18 protein-coding genes are annotated in these 17,695 nt (G+C 66.8%); 13 read left to right on the top strand and 5 right to left on the bottom strand.

The window, feature by feature from the left end:
• The first annotated feature begins 12 nt into the window (after positions 1-12).
• The 3 genes from B9N75_RS10830 to B9N75_RS10820 all read left to right on the top strand — a co-directional run bounded on the left by B9N75_RS10830 (position 13) and on the right by B9N75_RS10820 (position 1,488).
• Positions 13-504 (top strand): demethoxyubiquinone hydroxylase family protein, encoded by a 492-nt coding sequence (locus B9N75_RS10830; RefSeq protein ID WP_244552332.1) that lies wholly within the window; start codon positions 13-15, stop codon positions 502-504.
• Complete coding sequence (locus tag B9N75_RS10825; protein ID WP_244552331.1) at positions 468-1,013, top strand: hypothetical protein; 546 nt, start codon at positions 468-470, stop codon at positions 1,011-1,013. Before B9N75_RS10830 ends, B9N75_RS10825 begins: the two co-directional genes overlap by 37 nt.
• Before the next feature lie 76 nt (positions 1,014-1,089).
• A complete protein-coding gene (locus B9N75_RS10820) occupies positions 1,090-1,488 on the top strand; it encodes a hypothetical protein (RefSeq protein ID WP_157123803.1) in 399 nt (132 codons plus the stop codon).
• Here the strand turns inward: B9N75_RS10820 and B9N75_RS10815 are convergent.
• Positions 1,485-2,348 (bottom strand): metal-dependent hydrolase, encoded by an 864-nt coding sequence (locus B9N75_RS10815; RefSeq protein ID WP_085218811.1) that lies wholly within the window; start codon positions 2,346-2,348, stop codon positions 1,485-1,487. The genes B9N75_RS10820 and B9N75_RS10815 overlap by 4 nt on opposite strands.
• A gap of 44 nt (positions 2,349-2,392) precedes the next feature.
• On the opposite strand from B9N75_RS10815, the gene B9N75_RS10810 reads away from it, so the two are divergent.
• From B9N75_RS10810 to B9N75_RS10800, 3 genes are read left to right on the top strand one after another with little or no spacing between them, the layout of a single operon-like run.
• The gene (locus B9N75_RS10810) at positions 2,393-2,980 is read left to right on the top strand and encodes a TetR/AcrR family transcriptional regulator (protein WP_085218810.1); all 588 of its coding nucleotides are present in this window, start codon (positions 2,393-2,395) and stop codon (positions 2,978-2,980) included.
• A gap of 41 nt (positions 2,981-3,021) precedes the next feature.
• The gene (gene obgE, locus B9N75_RS10805; protein WP_085218809.1) at positions 3,022-4,059 is read left to right on the top strand and encodes a GTPase ObgE; all 1,038 of its coding nucleotides are present in this window, start codon (positions 3,022-3,024) and stop codon (positions 4,057-4,059) included.
• Positions 4,056-4,985: an NAD-dependent epimerase/dehydratase family protein gene (locus B9N75_RS10800; protein WP_085218808.1), complete on the top strand. Its 930-nt coding sequence runs from the start codon at positions 4,056-4,058 to the stop codon at positions 4,983-4,985. Before obgE ends, B9N75_RS10800 begins: the two co-directional genes overlap by 4 nt.
• Here B9N75_RS10800 and B9N75_RS10795 read toward each other — a convergent pair.
• On the bottom strand, positions 4,982-5,452 hold the full coding sequence (locus B9N75_RS10795; protein ID WP_244552330.1) for a Pycsar system effector family protein: 471 nt from the start codon (positions 5,450-5,452) through the stop codon (positions 4,982-4,984). The genes B9N75_RS10800 and B9N75_RS10795 overlap by 4 nt on opposite strands.
• Before the next feature lie 211 nt (positions 5,453-5,663).
• Between B9N75_RS10795 and B9N75_RS10790 the strand changes: the two genes are divergently transcribed.
• From B9N75_RS10790 to B9N75_RS10780, 3 genes are read left to right on the top strand one after another with little or no spacing between them, the layout of a single operon-like run.
• A complete protein-coding gene (locus B9N75_RS10790; RefSeq protein WP_085218806.1) occupies positions 5,664-5,912 on the top strand; it encodes an acyl carrier protein in 249 nt (82 codons plus the stop codon).
• A 19-nt stretch (positions 5,913-5,931) separates the two neighbouring features.
• Entirely contained in the window at positions 5,932-7,179 is a 1,248-nt protein-coding gene (spt, locus tag B9N75_RS10785; protein ID WP_157123939.1) for a serine palmitoyltransferase, read from the top strand.
• 53 nt (positions 7,180-7,232) lie between these two features.
• Positions 7,233-9,233 (top strand): ATP-binding protein, encoded by a 2,001-nt coding sequence (locus B9N75_RS10780; protein ID WP_085218804.1) that lies wholly within the window; start codon positions 7,233-7,235, stop codon positions 9,231-9,233.
• On the opposite strand, the gene B9N75_RS10775 is transcribed toward B9N75_RS10780, so the two are convergent.
• From B9N75_RS10775 to B9N75_RS10765, 3 genes are read right to left on the bottom strand one after another with little or no spacing between them, the layout of a single operon-like run.
• Complete coding sequence (locus B9N75_RS10775; protein ID WP_425292392.1) at positions 9,190-10,074, bottom strand: hypothetical protein; 885 nt, start codon at positions 10,072-10,074, stop codon at positions 9,190-9,192. The genes B9N75_RS10780 and B9N75_RS10775 overlap by 44 nt on opposite strands.
• The gene (locus B9N75_RS10770) at positions 10,074-11,048 is read right to left on the bottom strand and encodes a diacylglycerol/lipid kinase family protein (RefSeq protein ID WP_085218803.1); all 975 of its coding nucleotides are present in this window, start codon (positions 11,046-11,048) and stop codon (positions 10,074-10,076) included. The genes B9N75_RS10775 and B9N75_RS10770 overlap by 1 nt, the downstream gene beginning before the upstream one ends.
• Positions 11,049-11,050: 2 nt before the next feature.
• Positions 11,051-11,557, bottom strand: a complete 507-nt coding sequence (locus tag B9N75_RS10765) for a DUF2141 domain-containing protein (protein WP_085218802.1) — start codon at positions 11,555-11,557, stop codon at positions 11,051-11,053.
• Between the two features lie 289 nt (positions 11,558-11,846).
• Between B9N75_RS10765 and B9N75_RS10760 the strand changes: the two genes are divergently transcribed.
• The 4 genes from B9N75_RS10760 to B9N75_RS10745 all read left to right on the top strand — a co-directional run bounded on the left by B9N75_RS10760 (position 11,847) and on the right by B9N75_RS10745 (position 17,602).
• A complete protein-coding gene (locus B9N75_RS10760) occupies positions 11,847-13,667 on the top strand; it encodes a DUF885 domain-containing protein (RefSeq protein ID WP_085218801.1) in 1,821 nt (606 codons plus the stop codon).
• A 112-nt stretch (positions 13,668-13,779) separates the two neighbouring features.
• The gene (lptF, locus tag B9N75_RS10755) at positions 13,780-14,994 is read left to right on the top strand and encodes an LPS export ABC transporter permease LptF (protein WP_085218800.1); all 1,215 of its coding nucleotides are present in this window, start codon (positions 13,780-13,782) and stop codon (positions 14,992-14,994) included.
• Positions 14,991-16,088: an LPS export ABC transporter permease LptG gene (lptG, locus tag B9N75_RS10750; protein ID WP_085218799.1), complete on the top strand. Its 1,098-nt coding sequence runs from the start codon at positions 14,991-14,993 to the stop codon at positions 16,086-16,088. The genes lptF and lptG overlap by 4 nt, the downstream gene beginning before the upstream one ends.
• On the top strand, positions 16,085-17,602 hold the full coding sequence (locus B9N75_RS10745) for a lipopolysaccharide biosynthesis protein (RefSeq protein WP_085218798.1): 1,518 nt from the start codon (positions 16,085-16,087) through the stop codon (positions 17,600-17,602). Before lptG ends, B9N75_RS10745 begins: the two co-directional genes overlap by 4 nt.
• Positions 17,603-17,695: the final 93 nt, after the last annotated feature.

The raw sequence follows: 17,695 nt of genomic DNA, 5'->3' as shown, positions 1-17,695 counted from the left end.
GACACCGCATCCATGCTGCGGGTCGATCAGGCCGGCGAATATGGCGCGACGCGTATTTATGCGGGTCAGCTCGCCGTGCTTGGCGACGGTCACCCCGCGGCGCGCGAAATCCGGCGCATGGCGGCGCAGGAGGAAGAGCATCTCTCGACCTTCGACCGGATGATGGCCGAGCGCGGCATCCGCCCGACCGCGTTGCAGCCGATCTGGAACGTCGCCGGCTATTGGCTCGGCGCGGCCACGGCGCTGATGAGCCCCGAAGCGGCGATGGCGTGCACCGCCGCGGTCGAGACCGAGATCGACGAACATTATGAGGAACAGCGCCGCCAGCTCGGCACCGACGACGCCGAGCTTTCCGAGACGATCGCGAAGTTCCAGGCGGACGAGCAGGAGCATCGCGAGGCTGCGCTCGCGCACGGCGCCGAGCAGGCGGTGGGCTATCCGTTGCTGTCGGCGGCGATCCGCGCGGGATGCCGCGCAGCCATCGCGATTTCGAAGAGGATCTGAAGATGAAGACGTTGTTTGCCGCCGCGCTGACCCTGGTCGCCGCGCCCGCCTTTGCCCAGAACGTGCCGCCGGGCGCCGAAGCAGTGCCGGTCGAGGCCGCGCCGACGGGCGGTGAAAAGGTCAACCAGCTGATCGTCTATGGCGACGATCCGTGCCCTGCGAGCTCTGCGGACGAGATCATCGTCTGCGCGCGCAAGCCCGAGGGCGACCGCTATCGCATCCCCGAGAATCTGCGCGACAATCCCAATGCCGCCGCCAATCAAGCATGGACCAATCGCGCTACCGAACTGCAATATGTCGGCAGTTCCGGGATCGGCAGTTGCTCCCCGGTCGGCCCGGGCGGCGCCACGGGCTGTTTCGACGATCTCGTCCGCCAGGCGAAGGCGGATCGCCAGACCCGCGACTCGGTGAACTGGAACCGGCTGATCGAAGATGCGCGGCAGGAACGGCTCGGACGGATCGACGAGCAAGCCGAACAGATCGAGCGCGAACTCAAGAACGACGAATAGCGGAAGGCGGCACGGCTGCCCCGGGCGCACGGAACCTTCCGCGCGCTCGCTCCTTTCCTTTTGAAAGGAGCATCGCATGAAACGCGCGCTTTTTCTGACCCTTGCCGCTCTGCCGCTTGCGCTTCCGGGCGCAGCCCTCGCCCAACCCGCGGCCGCCCCTGACGACAATATCCGCTATGTCACTGTTTACGGCGCCGATCCCTGCCCGCCGAGCACCGGCGACGAGATCACCGTCTGTGCACGGAGGCCGGACAACGAGCGTTACCGCATCCCTGAAGATCTGCGCACCATGTCCGGGCCAGAAAGCGAGAGTTGGGCGTCGCGTTCCCAGGCGCTCGAATATGTCGGCGCCAGCGGACCGCAGAGTTGCTCGCCGGTCGGGCCGGGCGGTGCCTCGGGTTGCCTCGAGCAGATGATCGACAATGCGCGTGCGGAGCGCCGCCAGCAACAGGAAGGCGCGCCGCAGCCCGATTAGGCGTAGGCCGGAGCGCCTGCTCGGTCGATGCCGCCGCCCAGCGCCTTCTCGGCATCGGCGATCAGCGCGCGGTCGTCGTGATTCCAGGGATGGAAGCCCGGCATGAAGTAGCTTGCCCAGGCGCCCAGGATTTTGCGCATCATCCCCGGCCGCGCAAACGCGAACCAGAACATCCCCGCCCAGATTTTCGGACCCGTCATCCCGTCCTGCGCGAGCAGTTGCGCGACGCCGATCGAGCGATCGACCAGGAAGTTGCGGGTAACGAGCAGCATCACCTTCGCCTTCACCTGCCAGCGCTTGAACCGAGGCCATGCCCGCGTAGCATGCATCCAGGTGTCGTAGGCGACGCCCTTGTGCTCGATCTCCTCGATCGCATGCCAGCGCCACAGCGCAGCGGTCTCGGCATCGGCGGCGGCGAGGTGGCGCGGATCGCGGAGCAGTTCGTGCGCGAGGATGGCGGTGAAATGCTCCAGCGCCATCGTCGCGGCGAGCGCAGCGATCGGCGGGCGCGAGCGCACCATGTCGAGCCGCCAATCCACGCGGTCCTCCAGAGGCTTCAAATCGTAGCCTGCCTCGTGGGCGCGCCGATTGAAGGCGACATGCTCGCGGCTGTGCATCACTTCCTGCGTGACGAACGCCTTGATCTCGCCGGCAAGCTTGGGGTCGGCCCCCTCGCGAAAGGCACGCACGCTCTCGACGAAGAACGCCTCGCCCTTGGGGAAGGTCGCCGACAGGGCATTATAGAAGGCAGTGGCTATCGGATCGCCGCCCATCCACCAGCGCTCGGTCGTAGCGCCGCGTCCGAAGCGCACGTCGCGCGGGGTGATCGTCAAGTCGGATGGTGTGGTTTCACGCGCCATCGTCTATCTCCTTCGAACGTCGAGATAGGAAATTACTGACAGCGATGTCAATAACTCGTGAACGTCTCAGCCCGGAAGCAAGCCGCTCGCTCGCACTGGAAGCGGCGCGCGCGTTGCTGATCGAGGCCGGGCCGCAAGCGGTGACATTGAAGGCGGTGGCGGCACGAATCGGCAAGACCCACGCCAATCTGCTCCATCACTTCGGCTCAGCCGCCGGCCTGCAGGCCGCGCTCGCACGCCATATCGCCGGCCGCGTCACGCAGGGCATTGCAGGTGCCGTTACGCGCGCCCGCGCCGGCGAAACCGATCCCCGCGAAATCGTCGATCGCACCTTCGACGCCTTCGATCGCGAGGGTGCCGGCGCCCTTGCCGCCTGGATGATCCTTTCCGGCAACCGTGACGCGCTCAATCCGGTGCTTGAGGCGATCCACGGGCTCGTCGACCAGCTCGGCCAGGGCCATGAAGACCGTCCGGTCCACGAGACGACCCTATGGCTGGTGCTTGCCGCATTGGGGGACGCTTTGCTCGGCGAGGCTCTGGTCGATGCACTCGGCCTGCCGCGCGAAGCGGCGCGCGAGGCAGCGCGGCGCCACCTCATCGCGATGCACGGGCTGGACACACCGCCGTCGTGACAACACTGGCGGAAATGCTCGCCCGCGCCTAAGTCGCGGCGATGCATTTTCTGGATCAGGCAAAGATTTTCATCCGCTCCGGCGCGGGCGGACCGGGCGCGGTCAGCTTTCGGCGCGAGAAGTTCATCGAGTTCGGCGGGCCCGACGGCGGCGAAGGCGGCAAGGGCGGCGACATCGTGTTCGAGGCGGTGGCGGGCCTCAACACCCTCATCGACTTCCGCTACACGCAGCATTTCCGCGCCCCGCGCGGCAAGGGCGGATCGGGATCGAACTGCACCGGCTCGGGCGGCCCCGATCTCGTTATCAAGGTGCCCGTGGGCACACAGGTGCTGAGCGAGGACAAGGAGGACGTACTCGCGGACTTCACCGAGGTCGGTCAGCGGATCCACCTGCTACGTGGCGGCGATGGAGGCCGCGGCAACGCCAGCTACAAGACTTCGACCAACCGCGCCCCCCGCCAGCACGGCACCGGCTGGCCGAGCGAGGAAATGTGGGTCTGGCTGCGGCTAAAGCTGCTCGCCGACGTGGGGCTGGTCGGACTTCCCAATGCCGGCAAGTCCACGCTCATCAACGCCGTAACCAACGCCAAGGCGAAGGTCGGCGCCTATCCGTTCACGACACTCCACCCGCAACTCGGCGTGGTCGGGCATCGCGGGCGCGAGTTCGTGATGGCGGACATCCCCGGCCTCATCGAGGGCGCCGCCGAGGGCGCGGGCATCGGCGATCGCTTCCTGGGCCATATCGAGCGCTGCCGCGTGCTGCTTCACCTCGTCGACGCCAATGTCGAGGATGTTGCCGACGCCTACACGACCGTTCGTACCGAACTTGAGGCTTATGGCGCCGACCTCACCGACAAGATCGAGGTCGTCGCGCTCAACAAGGCCGACACGCTCGATGAGGAACTTGCCGATGCGCTCGCGGCGGAGCTGGAGGCGGCCTGCGGCCATGCCGTGCATCGCATTTCGGGCGCCACCGGTGCCGGCGTGCCCGAACTGCTCGACACGCTGATCGGCCATCTCGTGAGCGAGGCCGAAGCGGACGCCGCCGTCGGCGAAGGCGACTGGTCGCCGCTCGGATGAACGCGGTGCGGCGCACCCGCACGTTGGCCGTCACCGGCGGCACGGGCTTCGTCGGCCAGCATCTCATCCGCATGGCGCTCGCCGACGGCTATGACGTCCGCGCGCTCACCCGCGGGTGGAAACCGCCCGAGGTTGGCACGAGCTGGATCGACGGCGCGCTCGACCGCCCCGACAGCCTCTCCCGCCTCGCATCGGGCGCAGATGCCTTCATCCACATCGCTGGCGCGATCAAGGGCGATCGCAAGCATTTCGAGCGGGTCAATGTCGCAGGCACGGTGGCGGCGATCGATGCCGCCCGCCGCGCGGGCGTCCGCCGCTTCGTCCATATCTCCTCGCTCGCCGCGCGCGAACCGGAGCTGTCGGCCTATGGCTGGTCCAAATCGCAGTCGGAGAAGCTCGTCGCCGCCTCCGGCCTGCAATGGACGATCGTTCGTCCGCCCGCGATCTACGGCCCCGGCGACCGTGAGACGCTGGAGCTGTTCCGAATGGCGCGCCGCGGCTTCGTGGCGTTGCCGCCGGGCGGCAGCTTCTCGCTGATCCACGTCGAGGATCTGTGCCGCCTCATCCTCGCCGTGCTCGACGAACCGGACACGATCTCGGAGACCTACGAACCGGACGACGGGCGGCAGGACGGCTGGGAGCATCGCCATTTCGCGCGCACGCTGGCGCGGTTGCTCGGCAAACGCGCGACCACCCTCGCCCTGCCCCGCCTCGCGCTCGGCGGCGCCGCGCGGATCGACCGGCTGCTCCGTCGCAGTCGAGCGCAGCTCACCCCCGATCGAGTCCGCTATTTCTGTCACCCCGACTGGGTGGTCAGCGCGGAGAAACGTCCGCCTGCGGCGCTTTGGCAGCCTGCGGTCAAGACGCAAACCGGCCTTCTGGAAACCGCCGAATGGTATCGCCGCGAGGGCTGGCTGAAGCGCTAGATCAGATCGCGCCAATATTCGAATAGGAAGGCGCCGAAGCTCGCCGTCAGCCCGACCAGAAAGATGCGATAGGCGAAGCCCAGCAACCGGTATTTCTTGCGCGCCAGCACCTGCCCGTTCTGGAAAATATCGCGCGCCATCGTGCGGAACACGTCCTCGTCGGCGTGAAGGCGGCCGATCACCTTGTCGAGATACTCGTCCTCCTCGAGCTGGGTGAACGAGCCGAAGAAAAGGAGGTTGAGCGGCCCCTTCTGGCCGTAGCGCGTTGCAGGAAGGATCGCGAGCACTGCGAACACCGCCGAAAAGAAAGCCGCCGCGCCGAGGATGAGCAGCGGCACCGGCGCCGCGGACGTCCGCGCCTGACCGATCGAGATGGTGAAGATCACGAAGGTCGCGCCCATCAGGATCGACGCCTTGTGATCCGCCATCGCGGACAATTGCACATGAATCTGCTGCGCCGTCCGCACCAGATGAATCGCATTCGACGAAAACGCCGGATCCGGCTTTCCGGATTCCTGTTCTGACATTGCAAGCATTCCCCAGACCCTTGGCTATGACACTTGCATGACAGCGAATTTTTGCCAAGCGTCGAGGGAAGGCGTTTTTGGGCGCCGCCGCGCTGCCCGTTTTCTGCCCTATTCGCTTGGCAGGGGCGGTGCCGGGACATAAGGAACCGGCATGACCGACAGGGAAGAAACGTTCGCCAAGGTGGCGGGGCTGATCGCGCCGTTCAACCGCAAGGGTGTCGAGATCGCCGAGAAGACGACCTTCGCGGGCGACCTCGAGTGGGACAGCCTGATCGTGATGGATTTCGTAGCGTCGGTGGAGGATGAGTTCGACATCCTCATCACCATGAATCAGCAGGCGGAAATAGAGACTGTCGGCCAGCTGGTCGACGCCGTCGAAGACCTCAAGAACGACGCCTGACGCGATGAGCGAAGCGGTGATGACCCCGGACGATCCCGATCGCCAGAGTGCCGACGATGCGGCGACGGGCGATCTCTTCAGCAAGTTCGATGCGCTGATCGCCGAGCGGCAGGCGCTGCTAGACACCGGCGTGCGCGATCCGTTCGGCATCGTGATGGACGAGGTGCTCTCCCCCACCCTCGCGATGATCAAGGGCAAGGAGACGATCCTCCTAGGCACCTATAATTACATGGGAATGACCTTCGATCCCGATGTCGTCGCCGCGGGGAAGCAGGCGCTCGACGATTTCGGATCGGGCACCACCGGCAGCCGCGTCCTCAACGGCACCTATCAGGGCCACAAGGAGTGCGAAGAGGCGCTGAAGGCCTTCTACGGCACCGAATATGCCATGGTCTTCTCGACCGGCTATCAGGCCAATCTCGGCCTCATGTCGACGATCGCGGGCAAGGAGGATTACATCATCCTCGACGCCGACAGCCATGCGTCGATCTACGACGGCTGCGCGCTCGGTAACGCCCAGATCGTCCGCTTCCGTCACAATAGCGTCGAGGACCTCGACAAGCGCCTCGGCCGCCTGCCCGCCACTGGCGGCCGGCTCGTCGTGCTGGAAGGCGTATATTCGATGCTGGGCGACATCGCGCCGCTGAAAGAGATGGTCGCGGTCGCCAAGAAGCACGGCGCGATGATCGCGGTCGACGAAGCGCACGGCATGGGCTTTTTCGGCCCCAATGGACGCGGTGTCTTCGAGGAAGCGGGCGTGGAGGCCGATGTCGATTTCGTCATCGGCACCTTTTCCAAGTCGGTCGGCACCGTCGGCGGCTTTATCGTTTCGAACCATCCCAAGTTCGAAGTGCTGCGCCTGGTCTGCCGGCCCTATGTCTTCACCGCGTCGCTGCCGCCCAGCGTGGTTGCGACCGCGGCGACCTCGATCCGCAAGCTTATGCACGCCGGGGATAAGCGCGCGCACCTCTGGAAGAACAGCAAGCGGCTCCACAAGGGGCTGCGCGATCTCGGCTTCAACATCGCTACGCCCGAGGCGCAGTCCGCGATCATCGCGATCCTGTTGCCCGATCAGGCGCAGACGGTGGCGATGTGGCAGGCGCTGATCGAGCAAGGCGTATACGTCAACATGGCGCGACCGCCCGCGACCCCTGCGGGCATGTTCCTGCTCCGCTGCTCGCTCTGCGCCGATCACAGCGACACGCAGGTCGATCAGATCCTCGAGCGGTTCAAGGCGGCGGGGCGCGCCGTCGGAGCGATCGGCTGACCGGCGCCGCGGCGCGCTTTGCACGCGCGGCGGGCTTGCTCTAGGATAGCGGCATGGCGGACGTGATGCTTGACGCCGTTCCCGAAGCCCGCCCCGGGGGGTGGCACCGCAGTTGGGCCAGCATCGGCGCGCTGCTGGCGACGATCCTCCTCATCCTGTTGCTCGTCATGGTGACGCTCGCCAACCGCAACCGCGATGCGGCGCTGGCGGCCGAACGGCACACTCAGAATGTCGTGCTCCTCACCCGCGCGATGGACGCCAATCTGGCGCGCGCCGAAGCGACGCTCGGCCGCTTCGTGCTCGACGAGAAGCGCGAAACGGGCCTTCTCTACTACAACGACTGGCGACAGGCGGGGCGGCAGATCCAGCAGCTCCAGCGCTTGGCCCGCGACGTCGGCCAGCGCGCCCGCGTCGACCGGCTGCGCGAGCTGTACAGGGTGCGCGGCACCGAGCTTGCCGCCGCCGCCACCCGTGCCGCCGAGCGCAAGGACAGCGGCGGCGTCCCCTATTTCTACCAGGCCGGCCTTTCCAGGACCGGGCCGGCGCTCCGCGCATTGCTCGACGAGATCGCGGCGGCGGAGCGCGCCAAGCTCGCCGAGCGGCAGGACCGCACCCGCTTCTTCGATGCGCGCGCCGAGCAGTTCACCGAATGGCTGGGCTGGGTGGCGGTGCTGATCGGCTTCGGCGCGATCATCCTCGGCCTCATCTCCTATCGCGCGCTCACCGAGCAGCGGCTCGCCGAGCAGGAGGCGGACAGCGAGGCGAGCCGCGCCCACGCGCTCGACGAAGCGGTGCGCGACCGGACGCGCGAGCTCAGCGAAGCGAACGAAGCCCTGCTCGCCGAGGCAGCGGAGCGCGAGGCGGCCGAGGCGAAGCTGCGGCAGGTGCAGAAGATGGAAGCGGTCGGCCAGCTTACCGGCGGGATCGCGCATGATTTCAACAATATGCTCGCGGTCGTCTTCGGCGGACTCGATCTCGCCCGCCGCAAGCTCAAAAGCGCCTCGAAGCGGGAAGTCGAGTTCCATATCGACAGCGCGATGGAAGGCGCGACCCGTGCCGCCGCCCTCACCCGCCGTCTCCTGGCGTTCTCGCGCTCTGAGGCGCTGACTCCGGAGGCCGTAGCGCCGGCGGCGCTGGTCGATGGCATGCTCGAGCTGATCGACCGCGCGATCGGCGAGCGGATCGCGGTGCAAACGCGCTTCGCCGCGGATCCGTGGCACGTTTGGGCCGATCCCAGTCTGCTCGAAAACGCGATCCTCAACCTCTGCGTCAACGCCCGCGACGCGATGGACGGCCAGGGTTCGCTCTCGATCGTGGTCGACAATGTCGCCGTCGGCGGGCGGGAAATCGGCGTGCTGCGGCCGGGCGATTATGTGCGGATCAGCGTGGCCGACAGCGGCAGCGGCATCGCGCCCGAACATCTGGAGCGCGTGTTCGAACCCTTTTTCACCACCAAGCCGGTTGGCAAAGGCACCGGGCTGGGGCTCAGCCAGCTCTTTGGCTTCGCACGCCAGTCCGATGGCGATGTCGTCATCGATTCCGCCGTCGGCGAAGGAACGACGGTCAGCATTTATCTGCCCCGCTCGCTTCGTGAGGCCGAAGCTGGAACGATTGTCGGCACGCGCGACGATGCCGAAGTACCCGCACCCTCGGGCGCCCACATCCTCGTCGTCGAGGACGATCCCCGCGTCAGCCGGGCTACGGTCGCGTCGCTCGAGGAACTGGGCTTCCGCCCCCTCGCCTGCTCCAGCGGCGGCGAGGCACTGGAGATTCTGGGCGGCGGCGAACCGGTCGATCTCGTCATCACCGACGTGATGATGCCCGAGATGACCGGTCCCGAGCTGGTCCGCGAGATCGAGGCGCGCCATCAAGGCATCGCTATCCTCTACGTCAGCGGGTTCGTCGGCGAGGCAGGCGAGAGCGACGAGCTTGCCGGTCACGACATGTTGCGCAAGCCCTTCACCGTTTCGGCGCTGTCCGACGCTGTCGCAGGCGCCATGGCGCGGCGGTTCAGCGGATCGCACCCCGGCGCAGCAAGCGAGGCAGCAGAGTAAGCGCGCCAAGGATTGGCCAACGGCGCTGCCAGGGCGCGATCGCGATTGCGGTGCCGGCATGGCGGTTGATCTTCCACGCCAGATAATCGATCCCGCCCGAATAGGTCAGGCTGGCCTTGGCGAGCCGTGCCAGCGTCAGCGCCTTGCCCCGCCGCCGCAGCCGCCGCCAGCGTGCGTCGAGATCGGAAAGCGCCGGTACCGGCCCAAGTGCATCGGCGATGCGCCGGTAGCGGCCGGGATCGAAATCGACGATCGAGTGCGGCCGGTCGCCCCGCTCGGCGCGCAGTTCGGCCCCATAAGTGAGCGTGAAACCGCGCCGCCAGCGATCGAGCGCATCACCCCCGGGTGTCAGCGACAGCAAGGTGCGCGGCGCCCGGGCGATCGCCCGCGCGGCGGTCGCTGCCGCGGAATCGTCGGCATTCCAGGCAAGCCGCGCCGGTTGCGCAAACCGTGCCCATACCGACACGCTGTCCGCTTCCGCCCCGTTGAGCCGGTGGAAATCGGCTTCGTCGAGCACGGCATATTTGGCGCGGAGGCCGGCATGCTCGAACGGGAAGACGTTGGGCGGGATCAGACGGTTTGCGCGTGCGAGCCACGGCTTGGCATAGGCTGCGCGATAGTCCGACACGATCAGATAAAAATCGAGCATCTGCCCGTCGAGCTCGCGACTGCGCAAGCACGATCCGTAGAAGAGGACCGCACGCGATGCCGCGCCATATTTCGCCGCAATCGCGACAGCCATTGCCGCAACGCGCGGATCGACGGGTTCGGCGAGTTCGGCGGCGATGAGCGCTTCGGCCGAGGCCATGCTGACTTCGCTCCCCGCCGCGGCGGGCGGCATCAGGCCGCGAGCCGGAGGAAGGGAACCGGCTGTGTGGGTTTGAGGACGATGGGATGACCCATGCGCGCGTGAAACAGCTCGCCATCGAGGATCACGCTGGACTGGTCACCCTCGATGCGGATTTCCTGGCTGCGCTCGAGATGGACGCCGGCCATGCGATGGTCACCGCCAAGCCGGCCGAGAAACGCCGCGGCGAGCGCGCGGAGCAACACGACCGGGTTGCGATCGACGAGAATGAGCTGCAGCGCACCGCTCCCGGCCAGCGTAGGAAGCTGGCTCTTGAGCAGCAGCCGCTCCAGCGTCGTCACCATCAGCAGCGAGAAGCGGCCCTTCCGCTCGCCATGCTGGAACACCGATACGGTGACGTTGGCGGGGCTCGGCGGCAGGAACGCCGCGCGGATGCCGAGGAACAGCGAGACCAGCACCGCCAGCGCGGTCAGCAGATGGCTGAAGCCGTTGGGGAGGCCCAGCGGATAGATTTTGTGGCGGCAGTAGAGAATGAAATCCGCAAGCCCCGCACCGCCGAGGAACATGCCCAGCACCGGCCGGCCGTTGCTGCCGCCGCCCGAGAGCGCGATCAGCTCGCGCGAAACGACATGATCGACCATGTCGGTGCGCGCCAGCTCCAGCACGCGCTCCAGCGCTACGATCGGATCGCCGACCGCACCAAGATCGAGCGCGATGAGGTTGGTCTTGCCGTTGGGCAGCACCGCAACCGGCGGCGGCGCACCTTCGAAATGGTCGCCCTGATAAAGTTCGGTCAGCGCCGCCTGGACGGTGCCGTCGCCGCCATTGATGATGAGCACCTTCGGCTGGACCAGCGCGATCGATTTCAGCGCGTCGCCGATCTGATCGACCTGCTCCACCTCATAATGGAAGATGTCGGCATGTTCTGCGCAGAAGGCGCGGACGCGCGGCAGCAGCAGCTTGTTCCCGGTCGAGCTCGGGTTGGAGAGGAGCGCGACGCGGGACATGGTCAGTTGCCTCCGACCGGGCCGATCTTCAGCCCCCGGCGATAGTTGAGAACGACGTCGATCGGTTTGACGCCGTTGGCCACCGGGATGACCACATCGTGATATTTGGGCTTTAGCGACATCAAAGAGATGTTGGGATTGCGCGAGAAACCGCCGCCATCATTCCATCCCGACTTGCCGTTGCCGTCGGCATCATGGCGGACCGCGATCGCATAGTTGCCGCTCTTCGGCACCGCGACACAAACCTTCATCGCCCCGGCCGGGGTGACCGGCAGGTCGATGCGGCGCAGCCGCTTGCCCTTGGCGAGAAAATCCTCCGGATTTCCACCGTAGAGCTGAACGCGAAGATTGCCGTCGCGATTCTTGAAACCGCTGACGTTGACCAGCACCGCCGGATCACCGGCGCCTTGCCGGCAGGAAGCCGCGTCCGGCCCGAGCGCGGCCTGCGCCGCGGCCGGAGCCGTGATGCTGAGCGTTACGGCAGTGATGACGGGCACCCACTTCAACATTCAAACCTTCTCCTGGACACTGTTCGGGAGCGCCGTCCTCGCGGCGTCGATGATCCCGGAAAGCCCCCCCTTCGCCCGATGATATGCCCCAGCCTTGCGGCCAAAATGTGGTGACCGGACGTCGAAAACCGATCGAATCCGCCCTCATTTGCGGCGCGCTCGACGAAATCTCATCCCGCGAATGCGTTAAGCGCAGCGAAATTCAGCCCTGCCCGCAACCTGGGCGGCTTGTGCGGCGGAACCGGAAAGGCCAGCATTTCCCATCGGTTGGCCGCAGGGAATTTTCCGGATGGATAGACGAACTTTTGCCAAGAGCGCGGCGGCGATCGCGGGTCTATCACTCACGCGCCCGGCGCTTGCAGCGGTGGCGGAATCAAACGCCGATGAAGCGCTGCAGGCGTTGTTGAGCCGGCAATTCGACGAGTATCTCGCGTTATCGCCCGAGGCGGCCTCTGCGAATGCCAGCACCCGGCATCCGTCTGCGCGCCGCCAACTCGACGATCGTTCGTCCGGCGCAAAGCAGCGCGACGCGGCGGCAGCGCGGCGCTGGAAGAGCGAGTTGTCCCGCATCGACAGGGACGCGCTCTCCCCTGCCCTGCGCCGCGACTATGACATCGCTGCCTTCACCTATGATCGCTATGCCGATCTGCTCGGCCGATACGGTTTCGTCGATACCAACCTGCGTCCGAACCCCTATGTCGTAAACCAGATGGCGGGCAGTTATTATTGGCTGCCCGAGCGCTTCGCCCGTGCGCGCATGGGCAGCCAAGCCGACGCCGACGCCTATCTCGCGCGCCTCGCCGCATTCGGAACCGCCGTCGATCAGGAAACCGAACGCCTGCGCGCGGATGCCGCAATCGGCGTGATTCCTCCCGATTTCATCCTCGCACGGACGATCGCCCAGCTTCGCGACCTCCGCGCCGCGCAGCCTGAGCAGTCTTCGATGCAGCGCGAACCGCTCGCCGCGGCCCAGCGCAACGGTTTGCAGCTGGACGCCGCGGCGGCGGCCCGCATCGTGGCCCAATCGCTGAATCCGGCGCTCGATCGGCAGATCGCCGCGCTGACCACGCTTCAGTCACGAGCGAAGCATGATGCGGGCGTGTGGGCGCAGCCCGACGGCGAGGCCTGGTACCGCTCGGCGCTGCACGCCAACGCGACGATTGCGATGCCGCCAGACGAGATGCACGAGCTCGGGCTGGAACAGGTCCGTGCGATCGGCGCGGAGATCGACCGCATGCTGCGCGCCCAAGGCATGACGAAAGGCAGTCTTCGCGAGCGCCTGAATGCCCTCGATATCGACCCGCGCTTCGCCCAGCCCAACGATGACGCGGGACGGGAGCGCGTCCTTGCCTACGCCCGCGACCACCTTGCCAAGATCCGACCGCTTCTGCCCAAAGCATTCCGCACCTTGCCCGCGACCGAAATCGAAGTGCGGCGGGTACCGGAAGCCATCGAGGCCGGCGCGCCGGGGGCTTATTACAATCCGCCGCCCGCGGACGGTTCGCGCCCGGGGACGATATCGATCAATCTCAAGAACACCGGCGAGTGGCCGCTGTGGCGGCTGACGACGCTCGTCCACCACGAGGGCGTGCCGGGGCATCATTTGCAGGGATCCATCTTCCGCGCCGTTGCGAAGGATCAGCCGGATTACCGCAATTTCGCGCGCTTCTCCGCTTATTCCGAGGGCTGGGCGCTCTACGGCGAGCGCGTCGCCGACGAAATTGGCGTTTACGAAGGCGATCCCTTCGGCCGCGTCGGCTACCTCCAATCGGCGCTGTGGCGCGCGTGCCGTATCGTTGTCGACACGGGCTTGCACGCCAAGCGATGGGGCCGCGAACAGGCCATCGCCTGGATGGTCGAGAATGCCGGCGAGCAGGTCGAGTCCACCACCCGCGAGATCGACCGTTATTGTGTCCTCCCCGGCCAGGCCTGCGCGTTTAAGCTCGGCGAGGCGCGGATTCACGCGGCGCGCGAACGTGCACGCCAACGACTCGGCCCTGCCTTCGACATCGGCGCCTTCCACGATCTCATCCTGCTGGCGGGCGCGATGCCGATGCCAGTGCTCGAGGAACTGGTCGATGGCTGGAAGGGCGGGTCGTCGGCAGCATAGGCCAAGTGGGCGAGCACCCCTCCCCGGCGCACTCGCCGGAGACGATTTTTCGCGCGCTGCTATTCCGCTTCGCCGCCTTCTTGCCTAGGTTCCGGGCCGGAGCAGCCCCCCAGTGAAGACCGCAAACCTCACCGACCGCTATCTCGCCAAGTTGATCGCGGTGCCGCTGATCGGCACGCTGACGCTGGCGGCAATGCTATTGCTGCTCGAGAAGATGCTGCGGCTGTTCGATTTCGTGGTGAGCGAGGGCGGCCCGGTCAACGTCGTCTGGAAGATGCTGATCAACATGGTCCCGGAATATATGGGGCTGGGCATCCCGATCGGGCTGATGCTCGGCATCCTCCTCGCCTTCCGCAAGCTCGCGCTTTCGTCCGAACTCGATGCGCTGCGCGCGGTCGGCCTCAGCTACGGCCGGCTGCTGCGCGTACCTTATTATTATGCGATCGGCCTCGCCGCGCTGAACCTCGCCATCGTCGGCTTCATCCAGCCCTATGCCACCTATGCCTATGAGGGGCTACGCTTCGAACTGAGATCGGGCGCGCTCGGCGCGTCGATCAAGGTCGGCGAGTTCAACAAGCTTGGCAATCGCATGACGCTCCGGGTCGAGCAGAGCGAAGACGAGGGCCGCACCCTGCGCGGCGTCTTCGTGCGCGCCGAGAACAGCGCGGGCCGCGTCGTCGCTGCGACCGCCGAATTCGGCACTTTCCTCGCCACCGATGATCCCGACACGATCCTGCTGCGCCTGCGCCGCGGTCGGTTGGTCGACAATGCGCCCGGCTACCGCGTCCCGCGCGTACTGAGCTTCGAACAGCAGGATCTGCCGATCAACCTGCCCGCGATCGAGAGCTTCCGCGGCCGCGGGAACGATAATGACGAGCTGACCATCCCCGAGCTGGTGCGTCAGGGCCGGACGATCGAGGAAGGCCCGCAGCGCGACGCGAGCCGCGCCAACTTCCACTTCCGCATCGTCGAGGTGGCGATGATGTTTCTGCTGCCGCTGCTCGCGGTGGCGCTGGCGGTGCCGCCCAAGCGCAGCACGTCTGGCCTCGGCATCTTCATCTCGATCGTGTTCGTGGTGACCTATCACAAGGTCAATCAATATGCCGAGCAGATGGGGGCGCAGGGGCGGATCGACCCGCTGATCGCGCTGTGGGTGCCCTTCTTCATCTTCGGCGCGCTGATTTTCTGGATGTACTGGACGCTGGCGCACAAGCCCGGCGGCCAGCCGATCGGCGCGCTGGAGCGGGTGGCGGCGAAGGCCGGCACCGGGATCAAGAAATTGCTGCGCGTCGGGCGGCGCGAAGCGAGGGCGGTGCCGGCCGAATGATCAACGTCCAATTCTTCCCGTCGCGCCAGATCGCGCTCTACATGGGCAAGACCTTCCTGCTGCGCACGCTTGCCGTGCTCGCCGCGCTGGTCCTCGTGCTCCAGACGCTCGATCTGCTCGGCGAATCCGGCAAGATCCTCGCCGTGCCGGGCAACGGCGACGCGCAGCTCTGGGAATATGTGTCGCTGCGCATCCCACAGCTCGTCGCCCGCTTCCTGCCTTTTGCCGTGCTGCTCGGCACGCTCATCACGCTCGTCTCGATGAACCAGTCGAGCGAGATCATCAGCATGAAGGCGGCAGGCATTTCCGCGCACCAGATCATCGCGCCGCTCGTCCTTGCTTCGCTGGTGGTCGCCGCTTTCGCCTTCGTGTTCCAGGAACGGATCGTCACCCGCGCCACAGCCCGGCTCAACGACTGGCAGGCGGTCGATTACGGCAAGGTGCCGGCGGGGTCCGGCACCGCGACCAACGTCTGGGTGCGCGAGGGCGACGACCTCATCTACGCGCGCAGCGTCGAGGGTCAGGGCAATGCCACACGCCTGACCGGCGTCGCGATCTACGTCCGCAGCCAGGGAACGCTCGAGAGCATCGTAACCGCGGCAAGCGGCCGTCCGGACGCAGGCGGCTGGCGGCTCAACGATGTCGAGACGTTCAACGTCGAGCGCGGCCAGACGATGCGCGCGCCGACTATGCAGCTCGGCAGCCAGATCGAGCCTGAGCGCTTCACCCTCGCCGCCGTTCGCGGCGACGAGCAGGATTTCGTGACGCTGAAACGGCTGATCGGGGAATTGCAGGCGGGCGGGCGGAACACGACCAGCCTCGAAGCGGAACTCTGGCACAAGCTGTCGGGGCCGCTCTCCGCGATCCTGATGCCGCTGCTTGCCGCGGTGGCCGCGTTCGGGCTGGCGCGTTCCGGCCAGCTTTTCGTTCGCGCCGTCGCCGGCATGGCGCTGGGCTTCGCTTATTTCGTCGCCGACAATTTCGCGCTCGCGATGGGCAATTTCGGCGCCTATCCCCCCTTCCTCGCCGCCTGGGCGCCGTTCTTCCTGTTCCTGCTGATCGGCGAGACCGTGCTGCTCAGGACCGAGGAGTGAGCGAAGCCGCGCCCGCGGTCAGCCGCGGCGACATGGCGCGCGGCGCGGGCCTCGCCGGCCTCGCGCGGCTGGGGGCGGTGATCGAGGCGCTGGCGCAGCCGCTTTTCACCTGGCTGTTCGGCCTTGCGACCTACGGCATCTATGTCGTGCTGTGGGGGGCGATCAATTTCGTCTCCAACATCGTCGATCTCTCGATGACCAGCGCAATGCAGCGGCTGGTGCCGACCGCCGGCGGGGACCGGCGCGCCGAGGGGCTGGTGAAGGGCGCGATGCTGATCGCGATGACGCCGGCGATCCTGGTGGCGCTCGCGGTCAGCCTCAACGCCGAGAGCGTCGCGGCGCTCTTCTCAGCAGCGCCGGTCGATCGGGCGCGCCTGCCCCATATCGTCGCGCTCTTTGCCTGGGCGCTGCCGCTCTGGACGTTCGTCGAAGTCGCGACCTCTGCGGCGCGCGCGCGGCGGGCGTTCGGTCCCGAGATACGGCTGCGTATCTTCTGGGAGCAGATCGCGCGCATCCTCTTCGCGCTCGGCTTCTTCCTTGCCGGTTTCACCAGCGAGGGGCTGATGCTGGCGCATCTCTGCTCGCTGGCGCTGACCGCCGGACTCTCCGTCCCCCTGCTCGCGCGCTACTACGACCTCGGCGCACTGCTTCGCGCACCCGTCCCCTTCCGCGACATCCGCGCGCTGGTCGGGACCGGCCTGGCGCTGATGCCCGCCGACGTATCGCGCCGGCTGCTGATCGACGGGCCGCCGGTGGTGCTCAACCTCATGCTGCCCGGCACGCGCGGCGCCACTGCCGCCGGCTTGTTCGAGATCGCCCGCAAGTTATCGACCATTCCGCTCGTCGTGCGGCAGGCGTTTCAATATGTGATGGCGCCACTCGCCTCGGCGCAGGCGCACGTCGACCGCGCCGAGATCGCGCCGCTCTACCGCTTCGCCAGCCGCGTCTCGACCGCGATGGTGGTGCCGCTCGCCGGGCTGCTCATTTTCGCCGGACCGGACATTTTATCGGTCTACCGGCCGGAAGCCGCGGCGGCGCTGCCTTTGCTCACCATCCTCGTCGCGGCGCGCGCGGCGGAAGCGATCGTCGGCCCCGCCACGCCAATCGTCGAGATGACCGGCCACCGCGCCCTCCCGTTGGTCAATAGCCTGATCGGTGTGGGCCTGGGCGCTGCGCTCGCCGCGCTGCTCGTCCCGGCGCATGGCGCGCTCGGCATGGCCATCGCGGTTGCGGCCGCGACGGTGACGATCACCTACGCCGCGACGCTGGAATTAAGGTTCAGCGACGGCCTGTCCCCGTTTGACCGAAAGCTGCTCATCGGTTTCTCGGTCGCGATCGCCGGGGTGGCGCTGATGGCGCTGGCCGAGCAATTTACGCGCGGCCCCGCCCGCTTCGTTTCGGTCACCCTTCTCTGGGTGATGACAAGCTGGGTCGCACTCCGCCTCGGCCTTACCCGCACCGACCGCGAGGCGCTGGGGGGGATCGCCCGGCGGCTGCGGCTGCTCCCTTCCTGACCCATCGGCGTCCCAAAACCGCCTTATTGTCCGTTCACAGACGCGTCACATATAGTTAGGCATAATGTCGCCTTTCCGCCGAACAGCATGATT

The sequence above is a fragment of the Allosphingosinicella indica genome (assembly GCF_900177405.1).
In the GTDB taxonomy this organism is placed as follows: domain Bacteria; phylum Pseudomonadota; class Alphaproteobacteria; order Sphingomonadales; family Sphingomonadaceae; genus Allosphingosinicella; species Allosphingosinicella indica.
The sequence above is the reverse complement of the archived record's forward strand: the minus strand, read 5'-3'. Positions and strand labels throughout refer to the sequence as shown.